General features: G+C 34.3%; 10 protein-coding genes. 9 read left to right on the top strand and 1 reads right to left on the bottom strand.

Annotated features, from left to right (window positions below; all coding sequences use genetic code 11):
* The first annotated feature begins 682 nt into the window (after positions 1–682).
* From A8B79_RS06935 to A8B79_RS06895, 9 genes are all read left to right on the top strand, one after another.
* Complete coding sequence (locus A8B79_RS06935) at positions 683–1531, top strand: MBL fold metallo-hydrolase (RefSeq protein WP_066220070.1); 849 nt, start codon at positions 683–685, stop codon at positions 1529–1531.
* A gap of 43 nt (positions 1532–1574) precedes the next feature.
* The gene (locus A8B79_RS06930; RefSeq protein WP_066220067.1) at positions 1575–2549 is read left to right on the top strand and encodes a class I SAM-dependent methyltransferase; all 975 of its coding nucleotides are present in this window, start codon (positions 1575–1577) and stop codon (positions 2547–2549) included.
* Positions 2550–2837: 288 nt separating this feature from the next.
* Positions 2838–3443 carry a hypothetical protein gene (locus A8B79_RS06925; protein ID WP_066220065.1) on the top strand — a complete coding sequence of 202 codons (606 nt, stop codon included), beginning with the start codon at positions 2838–2840 and terminating at the stop codon, positions 3441–3443.
* A gap of 222 nt (positions 3444–3665) precedes the next feature.
* Positions 3666–4457 (top strand): hypothetical protein, encoded by a 792-nt coding sequence (locus A8B79_RS06920; RefSeq protein WP_066220062.1) that lies wholly within the window; start codon positions 3666–3668, stop codon positions 4455–4457.
* Between the two features lie 189 nt (positions 4458–4646).
* Positions 4647–5402 (top strand): isocitrate lyase/PEP mutase family protein, encoded by a 756-nt coding sequence (locus A8B79_RS06915; RefSeq protein WP_066220059.1) that lies wholly within the window; start codon positions 4647–4649, stop codon positions 5400–5402.
* Positions 5403–6461, top strand: coding sequence for a bifunctional transcriptional activator/DNA repair enzyme AdaA (locus A8B79_RS06910; RefSeq protein ID WP_066220056.1), 1059 nt, complete (start codon positions 5403–5405; stop codon positions 6459–6461).
* Positions 6462–6594: 133 nt separating this feature from the next.
* The gene (gene xrtK, locus A8B79_RS06905) at positions 6595–7134 is read left to right on the top strand and encodes an exosortase K (protein WP_066220053.1); all 540 of its coding nucleotides are present in this window, start codon (positions 6595–6597) and stop codon (positions 7132–7134) included.
* Positions 7118–9937: an MSEP-CTERM sorting domain-containing protein gene (locus A8B79_RS06900; RefSeq protein WP_066220050.1), complete on the top strand. Its 2820-nt coding sequence runs from the start codon at positions 7118–7120 to the stop codon at positions 9935–9937. The genes xrtK and A8B79_RS06900 overlap by 17 nt, the downstream gene beginning before the upstream one ends.
* 130 nt (positions 9938–10067) lie before the next feature.
* Positions 10068–10973, top strand: a complete 906-nt coding sequence (locus A8B79_RS06895; RefSeq protein ID WP_066220047.1) for a DUF6263 family protein — start codon at positions 10068–10070, stop codon at positions 10971–10973.
* 76 nt (positions 10974–11049) lie between these two features.
* Here A8B79_RS06895 and A8B79_RS06890 read toward each other — a convergent pair whose 3' ends face one another.
* A complete protein-coding gene (locus A8B79_RS06890; protein WP_066220042.1) occupies positions 11050–11517 on the bottom strand; it encodes an EVE domain-containing protein in 468 nt (155 codons plus the stop codon).
* Positions 11518–11521: the final 4 nt, after the last annotated feature.

Here is an 11521-nt window from a genome sequence, read left to right as displayed (position 1 = left end):
TGAACCCGTCTTAAATACTTCGGCTTGATCTTTTGCTACTTTTGTATCAAGACAAAAGTAGGTACCCTATTCTAATCTAAATGTGTATACAGGATTCAGTTACTTTGATGATGTACTTTTGTGCCGACAAAAGTACCAAAAGCTCCCGACAAGAATTATTGGCGCGAACTCCATTGCATCGACTAATCATTACAAAAGGTCGACGGTCGTATGATGCATATTCAAAAATCTGCCTGAGTGTAATGATTGCTCCTTCGGAGCCGTCGATTTCATTGCGTTCTTTTCTCGCCAATAATTCTAAAGGTCGGATTTAATTGTATTTTTTAAAAATCCAGAAGATTAATCTCTGTTATAAGACACAATAACTCAATATTGAGCTTATACATAGAGTTGGAGTCATCCTGAACTTGTTTCAGGATCTTCGTGAGGTTTATTTCTGGCTGTTATATCTAACACACCGATCAACGCTATGAGAACTTCCTTCACCCCGCTTTATGGTCATTCCTGCGAAGGCAGGAACCTGGATAGTTATCAAGAGTACAGCCTTCATATAAATCCAGATCTCGGGCATACGCCGCGAGATGACTGACTCGTTTTATATATAAGTCCTTTTCAACAAAACAGAACTATTTTTGTAAGTGAAATATCTAACATCTATTATCCCGAAAACAAAACAACTACAATGAAGATCGGAACATTCGAAATTGAACATTTAAGTGAGGGCATCTTTGAAGCCTTTGAAGATGGTACGTTTCGGAAAGTAGACTCAGGGACTATCACCGGTTCAAATGAAGATGGATACGGTAAAAATCTGACTGCTAAAATCGGTATTGATCCCATTCTTATTAAAACCGGAAAACAAAACATTTTAGTTGATACAGGCTTGGGCTGGGGACTGGATGCTAAAAGTTCTTATGTAAATACCTCAAACCTTAAAACCAATCTGGATATTTTTGGTTTGAATCCCGAAGATATCACACATGTTGTGCTCACGCATTTACATTTCGATCATGCCGGAGGATCCACTTATGTGGATAAATCAACCAGTACTCAGCCGACCATGTCCTATGCTAATTACTTTGTGCAAAAGAAAGAATGGGCGTACGCACTTCAGCAGATCGGACAAGAACAACTGCAGAAAGGCGGTCATTACGATCTGGATGAATTCTACAAACTTGCTGCAGATGAAAAACTGGTTTTTGTAGTAGATGCTCACTTTGAATTGGTTCCCGGAATTGAGTTAATACGAACCGGTGGCCATACACCCGGACATCAAATCGTTAAAATTCAGAGCGAAGGTGATACTGCATATATTTTAGGAGATCTGGTTCCAAGCGAAGATCATCTGAATCACTATGCCATGAAGCAGATGGACGTGGAGCCGTTGCAATCCAAAAAAGCCAAAACGCTTTTACTCCGACAAGCTTATGAGGAAAATGCCGTATTACTTTTCTATCACTCCATTCATACCAAAGCCGGAAGATTATTGAAGGATGTAGATCGAAAGTATGTACTGGAAGATGTTAAGTGATTCAGTTGAGAAGATTTAATGCCTTACTTGCAATAATTATAAAATGAAAAGAATTTTAACATTAGACGATATAATTGATGTTCTGCATAAGTTTAAACAAAGAGGATTGGGTTTTCTACTATCTAAACTCAACATCTATGGAATAAAGAGAACTGAGAAATCTTTTAACCAATTAGAATACGAAAGTGCAGATTGGTGGATAATTCCTAAAGTTAGGCAACGTTGGAACCTGCTTCTCACCGGTAGTAAAGATCTAGACTACAAAGAGTATTTAGTTAAAAATCATCTGCAACACAGAACTGGACTTAGATTAATTTCCTTAGGTAGTGGCACTTGTCATCATGAGATTGAATTAGCTAAGTATTCTATTTTTGAAGAAATCATATGTGTTGACATTGCAAAAGACAGAATGCTTGAAGCCGAAGCCAGAGCAAACAAACTTAAGCTTAAAAATATAGAGTTCGTTTGTGCTGATTTTAATGATTACAGTATTCCGAAAGAATATTTCGATATTGTTTTTTTCCATGCATCACTACATCATTTTGATAATATCGCGAGCTTCGTAGGGTCCACTATTAAAAACAGTTTAAAAACAAATGGACTACTGGTTATAAATGAATTTGTAGGGGCAACCAGACTTCAATTTCCAAAACATCAAATAAAAAAGATTAATGAGGCTTTAAAAATAATACCAAGAGAGTATAAAACCAGATACAAATCTAATCTGTTAAAAAAGAAGTATTATGGTTCGGGTATTATAAGAATGATTATAGCAGATCCTTCAGAATGTGTTGATTCTGCAAGCATATTACCAGCTATTCATTCAAATTTTCATACAATTATTGAAAAGCCTTATGGCGGAAACCTACTGATGAACGTGTTAAAAGACATCTCTCATCATTTTATAGATCTAGATTTGGAAAAAAATCAAATTTTAGAAAAACTCTTCTCACTAGAAGATGAATATTTAGCTAACAATTCTTCAGATTTCATTTTCGGAGTATATCAGAAACTTTAGTCCAAAAAAGATAAAACGCTTTTGCTCTGACAAGCTTATGAAGAAAATGAAGTGCTACTTTTTTATCACTCCATTTATACCAACACCGGAAGATTACTGAAGTATGTAGACCGAAAGTATGTATTGGAAGATGTTAAGTGATTTCGATGAAGGGATATAGCTGATAGAATAATTAATACTTATTAGTGATATTCTGCTATTATATTGGGATAACATAAATAGAACTTAACCATTAAACTGGGATATGATGAATACAATGCGTCATATTCTTATGTTAGGTATCATTAAATGAAACGAAGTATCAACATAGAAGATGAATTGAAAAGATTAAAAACTTCATTTCCAAAAACATTGGAGAATGAGATTGATAATCTTCTATCATTGATTAAAATTAAATCAGAACATAATGCTCACTGGGGTTATGAATTTAATCTTGAAGATAACCCATTTGAAATGCCTTCTAGAATTTATTGGGAAGAGCATAGACTATTGGAACCAAAAAGTTTATCACAGACATCAAGAACAATTTTAGCCTGTATATTGACTCGTCATCATAATGGATATGTAAGAGAAAAGTATTTAAATCAAATAATTGACAGTGATGAATACTGGACAACTCCTTATCTGGTTCAATTATTAGGAGAATATGTGGTCGAAATTCTCGAATTAGTCTGGGACAATTTTGACTCGGTTAACTCAAGTCATTTGGTTGATTTTGTTGAAGAAAATGAGATATACTGGTATAAAACAAAACAAAGAATTTCGAGTTATTGGGATTGTTATCACAGATACAAAAATCGCCCAAAAGAAGATTATATAGGTTTCAAGTTGATTGATAGGATTGAGGAATTAATAAAAAGAAAAACGATACCTAACACGGTATATAGCAAATAGGGCGTTTGGTGGTTTTCGAAAGTTCAGTGCTATTTACCAACACCGCCAAATCGTTGATTTGGCTTTTAAAATGAAAAAGATAAAAACAAAATACAACGTTTTGGCTCAGTGCAAACTTGAAAGTTTATCGCTTTCTACTGCCCTACTTGCCATATACTAAACGTTGAAGAAGAATTCGCTCCGCTCTTCTTCTTCAACGTGGCTAATTAAAAAATCTACCCATTGAGGAAAGTATTTAAGTTTATAATAATCATTTCACTTTTCGTTTTTCTAACAATTACGACTCAAATTGGCGGACTGATTTTACTACTAAGCCTATTCATTTCAGCTAAATGGAAAACACATTTTAAGTTTAAAAAAATGACAGTTTTTACGACTGTTTATTTACTTTCTACTTACATCATTATTCCTGTTTTAGCTCCAATGTTTGGTCGTCAAAAAATTCAAACAACCAATAACTTAAAACCTGCAACATATATGACTGTTTTGCTTAATCGCAATTATGTAAAACCACAGTTAAATAATGTATTACAACAGATTTCAAAGAATAGACAGATTCGTTTCTTAGACGCAAACTTTCCATTTATTAATAAATTCCCTTTACTACCGCATCTAAGTCATAATGACGGTAATAAAATTGACCTAAGTTTCATTTATGAAAAACAAAATGGAGAAATTACTGACTTGACTAAATCCACAAGTGGTTATGGTGTATTTGAATCTCCAAGAAAATCAGAATTTGACCAAATATCTGAATGTAAAAAACTAGGCTATTTCCAGTACGATTACCCTAAGTACTTGACTTTTGGAAAGAAAAACTCAGAGTTAAAATTTTCTGAAACAGAAAATAAAAAACTGATAAATGAAATTGTAAATAATAACCTGATTGACAAAGTGTTTATCGAACCACATTTAGTAAAGAGATTAAACTTAAAAAATGACAAAATTAGATATCACGGATGCAGAGCTGTTAGACACGATGATCATATTCACATTCAAATAAAAAATAACTAGGCGCAACAATGGCTATAAATAATGCGGGCTTTAGTGGTAAATCAAAGCTCCTACTCCCTCTTCCATCAAAACGTTGAAGAAGAATCCGCTCCGTTCTTCTTCTCCAACATTCCAAACAGAAAAATACTCGTCCAATTTTCGGTTGCCCACTAAATTTCATCGTGTTTACTTTGGATCAAAAATAGAAGGATGAGATTTAAAAACTTACACAATCAAAAAAAACCATTGCTAATCGGAAATGTTTGGGATGTTCCAAGTACAAGAACAGCCGAAAAATTAAACTTTCAAGCAATTGGAACTTCAAGTTCTGCCATCGCATCAATTTTGGGATATAACGATGGTGAAGAAATGGAATTTTCCGAATTGGAATATTTCGTAAAGAGAATTGCAGTTAACACAAATCTGCCTTTGTCTGTGGATTTGGAATCAGGATATAGTCGTAATCCAAAACAAATATTCGATCACATTAAAAGGTTAGTAGAATTAGGAGTAGTCGGAATTAACATTGAAGACAGTGTGGTCAACGAAAAACGGGTTCTATTAAACGCGACTAGTTTTGCGCAGACATTAACTGAAATAAAGGAATGTTTAGAAAAAGAAAGCATTGACTTATTTATAAACGTACGAACAGACACATTTATCCTGCTAAAAGAAAATGTAATTGAAGAAACAAAAAATAGAATTGAACTTTATCAAAAAGCAGGAGCAAACGGAATTTTCGTGCCTTGTATTGAGAGAGAAAATGATATTAAAACTATTGTCGATTCAACGAATTTACCAATTAACGTAATGTGTATGCCTGATCTTCCGGATTTTGAGACATTATCAAAATTAGGTGTAAAACGAATAAGTATGGGTAATTTTCTCTTTGACAAAATGTACAGCCAGTTTGAACAAACAACGAAAACAGTATTAAACCAAAAAACATTTAATTCAATTTTTTAAATGCTCATAACAGATAAAAAGAAAATAGAAGCCTATTACAAAGCATTGTTAGAAAGAAAAGAAAACTTTGTTGGAATCTTTTTTGTCGGTGTAAAAACTACATCTGTTTTTTGTATTTCAACGTGCCGTGCAAGGAAACCTAAAAGAGAGAATGTTGAGTTTTATACAACTTTTAAAGAAGCATTGAACAATGGCTACAGACCCTGTAAGGTTTGTAAACCAACAGAAAACGCAAATAAAGCACCTGAACAAGTTGAAAATGCGATCATTTTGGTTAAAGAAAACCCGAAAGAGAAAATAACTGACAATGATTTAAGACTAAAAGGAATTAGTCCGGAAGTTGTACGTAGATGGTTTAAGAAAAATTTTGGGATGACTTTCCAGACATACCAAAGAATGTATAGAATTAACAATGCATTTCAAGAACTAAAACAGGGAAAAAGTGCTACTACTACCGCGTTTGATACAGGTTATGAATCATTAAGTGGTTTTGGCTACACTTTTAAAAAACTTGTAGGCAAATCACCAAAACAAATAAAAGAAAAAGGCATAATCCTCATAAGTCGACTTACAACACCTTTGGGTCCAATGTTTGTTTGTGCCACCAAAAATGGAGTTTGTTTATTGGAATTTGTTGACCGACGAATGCTCGAAACCGAATTTAAAGATTTACAAAAACGTTTGAATGCCAACATCATTGCAGGAGAAAATGAACACATTAAACAAACGAAAAAGGAAATTGACGAATATTTTCAAGGAACAAGAAAAGCGTTTGACGTAAAACTTGAAACACCTGGAACTGACTTTCAAAATTTGGTTTGGAACAATTTGCAAAAAATAGACTACGGTAAAACATCTACATATCAACAACAAGCCGATAATATCAATAATCCAAAAGGAGTAAGAGCCGTAGCTTCAGCAAATGGTTATAATCGAATTTCAATCATCATTCCTTGTCATAGAGTAATTGGAAAAGATGGGAAACTAACAGGTTATGGAGGAGGATTAGAGCGAAAAGAATGGCTCCTGCAACACGAGAAGGAAAATGCCGGTATTTAACATTTTGAATATGTAATAGTGAGGAATTTAGAAGTTCAAAATTTTTCTTTTTATCCATTTTTGTATCAACTTTAACATTTAATACATAAAACCTGATACAGCTAGTACACATGATCGTTACCCACATACAAAAATGACAGTGCTCAGAAACACAAACATAACTTATTATTTTATAGCAGTAGGCCTTTTTATCTCACTGAAATTTGGTTTTACTCTTGCTGACAATAACGACTTGATCTTCCTTCTCAAACCGACCGACAAACTTGTTGGGCTTTTGACAGGCTCACATTCTATTTATCTCCCGGTTAGTGGATATTATCACGAACATCTGGATATCATTATTGACAAATCTTGCTCGGGTTTCAACTTTTGGGTTTTATCCTTTCTGCTATTTACTTATCTGACGTTAAAATACGTTGAAAGGACTTTAAGCAGAATTCTGACTATCCCGATTGCTTTAATTGGAGCTTATCTGCTGACGATATTTGTAAATACATCCCGAATATTTGCTTCAATCGTTGTGCAGAATCAGACAAAGAACATTTTTCTGAACCAACAACATATTGTACACGAAGCTATTGGCATAATTACTAATCTGTCATTTCTGATCTTGGCTTATGTACTAATTGAGAAATTATTAATCCACAAACGACAAAATGCGAAATTTGCTTAACCCAAAATGGCTATTTGTTATAAACACGCTGCCGTTGGTCGTGCTGTTTTTCATCTTCATTGGTCAGTTCAATATTATTAAAACTTTACTGGAAGAAAGCAGCATCCAACTCTGGAAGTCTTTTGGTATTTGGTTAGGAGTTCTTGGATCACTGAATTTTGCTTATACAGTTTATCTGAGTTTAAAGAAAAAGAATGTTTCTCTATGGTTTGGATTGGTAGCCCCGCTTTGCTACATCCCTTTCATTTATCTCTATAGTTATCATTTTGATAAATTCATTCCTTTTTCAATACCTCAATGGATGGTTTCGGATAACATCTTTTTATACGTTGGAACATTTCTGATGCCAACACTTGCTTATTCATTATTCGTTTTGGTTTCACATTTTACAGCTGAAAACAAAGAACACAAAGCTTGGGTAAATTTTCTAATAGCAATTTGTATACCGATTACCGGTTACTTATTTGCTCAAATCATCCTTCCTTTATGGCAACCAATTGACCAGGAGTTTAGCGTTCATGCAATGGTTGTTTTGGTTATTACTGCCACTTTAGTTTTCCTTTTCTTTTTAATTAGAGGCGTATTTATACTCGCCACTAAAAAAGCAGAAGCTTGGCAGAAATACCAACTAGCATGGAAAATTCCGATTGCAATAATTCTTCCATTAATTGGATTAGGAGTAAACAATGGACACTTATTTACTGATTTTGGATCCAGCGAATCAGGAATTTTTGGAGAATTTTATAATGCTTGGTTTTATATACTTGCCATTGTCAATGGGATAATGGTTTGCTTACCCAACCTTGAAAACAAAACATACCGTCTGCTTGTATTCATTGGAAGAAGCATAACATTTGCTTACACATTCTATTTCTTTTTAGTGTTTCTCCCCTTTTTGCCTTTATCAGTAATTGCAATTATTGCAATTGGAACAGGGTTTTTAATGCTAACACCTCTAGTTCTTTTCGTGATTCACATCAACGAACTTTCAAAAGATTTCGATCACCTAAAAAAATTGTTTTCCAAAAAACTCCTTATCGGAATTTCGATATTGTGCTTTTTGGTAATTCCTTCATTTATCACTGCGACGTATCTGAAAGACAAAAGCGTTTTAAATGAAACACTATCTTATTTATATAATCCTGACTACTCAAAGCAATATGAAATTGATAAAGTTTCGCTTCAAAAAACGCTCGATGTTATAAAAGGTCATAAAGACGGTAGAGGTGGAATATTTGGCAATGGCTCCCCTTATTTGTCATCGTATTTTAATTGGTTGGTAATGGATAATCTCACTTTGTCTGATTCAAAAATTAACACCATTGAAAAAATATTTTTTGATAAAACTTCTTTTGAGTTAAGACCTGAAAATATTCAAAACAACAATGTTCAAATAAGTAATATTTCCACAAGCAGTACGTACGACAAAACTCAGAATGCATGGAAAAGTTGGGTTAACTTGGAAATAACAAACAAAAACGAAAATGCTTGGTTTTCAGAATATGCCACAACGATCGATCTGCCTGAAGGCTGTTGGATCAGTGATTACTATCTATATGTTGGAGACGTAAAAGAACCAGGTATTTTAGCGGAGAAAAAATCGGCGACATGGATATTCTCACAAATCCGAAATGGAAACCGTGACCCGGGAATTCTATACTATTTGACGGGAAATAAAGTTGCCTTCAGGGTTTTTCCGTTTGCAAAAAATGAAGTAAGGAAAACCGGAATAGAGTTCTTACATAAAGAGCCTTTAAGACTCAATATTGACGATAACATAGTTGAATTAGGGAATATAGAAGAAACCATTTATGAGAATATTGAAACCGAAAACATCGTTTATGTTTCATCCCAAAACAAACAAAAACTGAGTACTGTTAAACGTAAACCTTACTTTCATTTTTTGGTTGACGCTTCTAAAAACAGTAATTCAACTGAGTTTATCCAAAGAATTGAACAAGCAATTGAAGCCAATAAACCGCTTTCAGAAAATGCAAAAATCAGTTTTGTAAACAGCTATGTGACTTCCTTAACGATAGATAATGATTGGAAAGGAGATTATAAGAATCAAACTTTTGAAGGTGGCTTTTACTTGGATAGAGCCATAAGAAAAACCTTGTTTAATGCATATCAAGATAAATCGAAAGCTTATCCTGTAATTGTGGTCGTAACTGACAGTCTTCAAAATGCGGTTTTAGACAAAGATTTTGCAGACTTAAAGTTTACATTTCCGGAAAGTAACTTGTTTTTTAACCTTGATCAAAACGGAAATTTAAGAGAACATTCTTTAGTCGGAAACCCGGTAAAGGAACTACCCGAAGTAAGGCGAGAATGCATATTTTGCGAAACTGTTTTGGAGTACAAAAGCTCCGACAATTCAGTTACCTATTTGCCGAATAACAATGAGCCAAGCGTCATTTTAATGAGGGATGAATTTGAAGTAAACGAAATAGAAATTAAAGAAAAGGAATGGAGATCTGCATTGATGATGCAAGCTCAATGGAATTCACAAATTCTTCATCCGGAAAACTCTGACAGAGAATGGCTGAATTTGGTAAAGCTTAGTTTCATCTCAAAAGTAATGACACCTGTAACATCTTACTTGGTAGTAGAAAATGAAGCACAAAAAGAAATGCTGAAAAAGAAACAAGAACAAGTATTGTCGGGTAACAAATCTTTAGACCTTGGCGAAGACACTCAACGTATGAGCGAACCAAGTATGATTTTGTTGGTAATTCTTCTTGGACTAATATTATGGTTCAGAGAAAAAAGAAACGACAATGGATATAATAAAATTACCTGAATAACATAATAGCCGAAATATTGGTAAAATCATGGCTTTGGTTCATATCAGTCTTTTTTTCTTAACCGAAAGTTTGTGCTTTGTAACCACCTACTACTCATATACTAAACGTTGTAAACATCAATAACTCATGAAATACATATTAGCAGCAATTATTCTAATTTTCTCAGCCAACGAAAAAAAGGCTGATTTGGGCTTAAACCTGAAAACGGGTGAAACGTACTCACAAATCTATATTTCTAATACCACCATCACTCAAACGATCTATGGTATGGAACAAGTAATCAAGATGGATATTACCGGGGGGATGGACTTTCATGTTAACGAAAATCTTGGTGAGAGTTATTTAATGAGCGCATCTTATTCAAGTCTGATCATGAAAATGAATACTCCTATGGGGGAAATGTTATTTTCTTCTGAAAGTGAGGGAGTCGATGTTTTCTCGACTCTGATAAAAACTATGATCGGCAAGGAATTTACATTAGAGATGTCAAGAGATGGAACTATTTCGAGAATTGAAAACTTAGATAACATCTTTAAAGGTATGTTCGAATCTTTTCCCCAACTGTCTGAACCTCAAAAGCAGCAGATACTTACTCAGCTTCGACAAGCTTATGGAGAAAAATCATTTAAGGGAAATATTGAAATGATTACAGCTATATTTCCTAATAAAGAAGTGAAGGTTGGCGAAAAATGGGAAAACTCAGTAAAACTTGAATCAGGAATGTCCGGCTTTATGAACAACACTTTTACTCTAGTTGATCTCAATTCTGATGCTATTATCATTGAAGGAACTTCTCAAATTTCTACTGAAGATAAAGATGCGTACGTTGATGTAAATGGAATGCCAACAAGGTATAATTTAACCGGAAAGATGCAGAGTAGCTATAAACTGGACCCTGAATCTAACTGGGTAGTAGAAGGAAAAATCGAACAAGAAATTTCTGGAGATGCTCAAATCAAAGACAGCCCAAATCTACCGGGAGGTATCACTATTCCAATGGTTATAAAAAACGATATGACTATTGGTCAATAAACTCTATACCAACCAACTATTATCCATATGCTTACTTCACTAATTGGAGAATCTAGTTTATGGATGATAGATGTTTTTACTCCTCCCCGGCCATTTCCATAATTTTATTCCATTCCGCTTCTCTAACCGGAGTGATGGATAATCGAGACAATCTGAACAATTCCATATCATCTAAAGCCGATTCTTTTTTCATGGCTTCACGATCCACAGGTTTATCAAATTTCTGAAGGAACTTAACGTCTACCAAGATCCAAGTGGGGTCTTCTTCACTGCTTTTCGCATCAAAATATTTTGAGTCAGGATCGAATTGGGTCGGATCAGGATATGGCTCACTAGCTACTTCCATCGTTCCTACAATTTCAGGTGGAGAAATACGGGAATGGTAAAACAATACTTTGTCTCCTACTTTCATTTCATCCCGCATGTAATTTCGGGCTGCATAATTTCGAATTCCATCCCAGGGCTCAACCTGATCTCTTTCCAGATCATCAATGCTGTACGCATCAGGCTCAGATTTCATTAACCAATACTTACGTTCGCTCATCGCT

Source organism: Balneola sp. EhC07 (assembly GCF_001650905.1).
In the GTDB taxonomy this organism is placed as follows: domain Bacteria; phylum Bacteroidota; class Rhodothermia; order Balneolales; family Balneolaceae; genus Balneola.
Note: the sequence above shows the minus strand (reverse complement) of the source record. Positions and strands in the feature narration are given on the sequence as shown.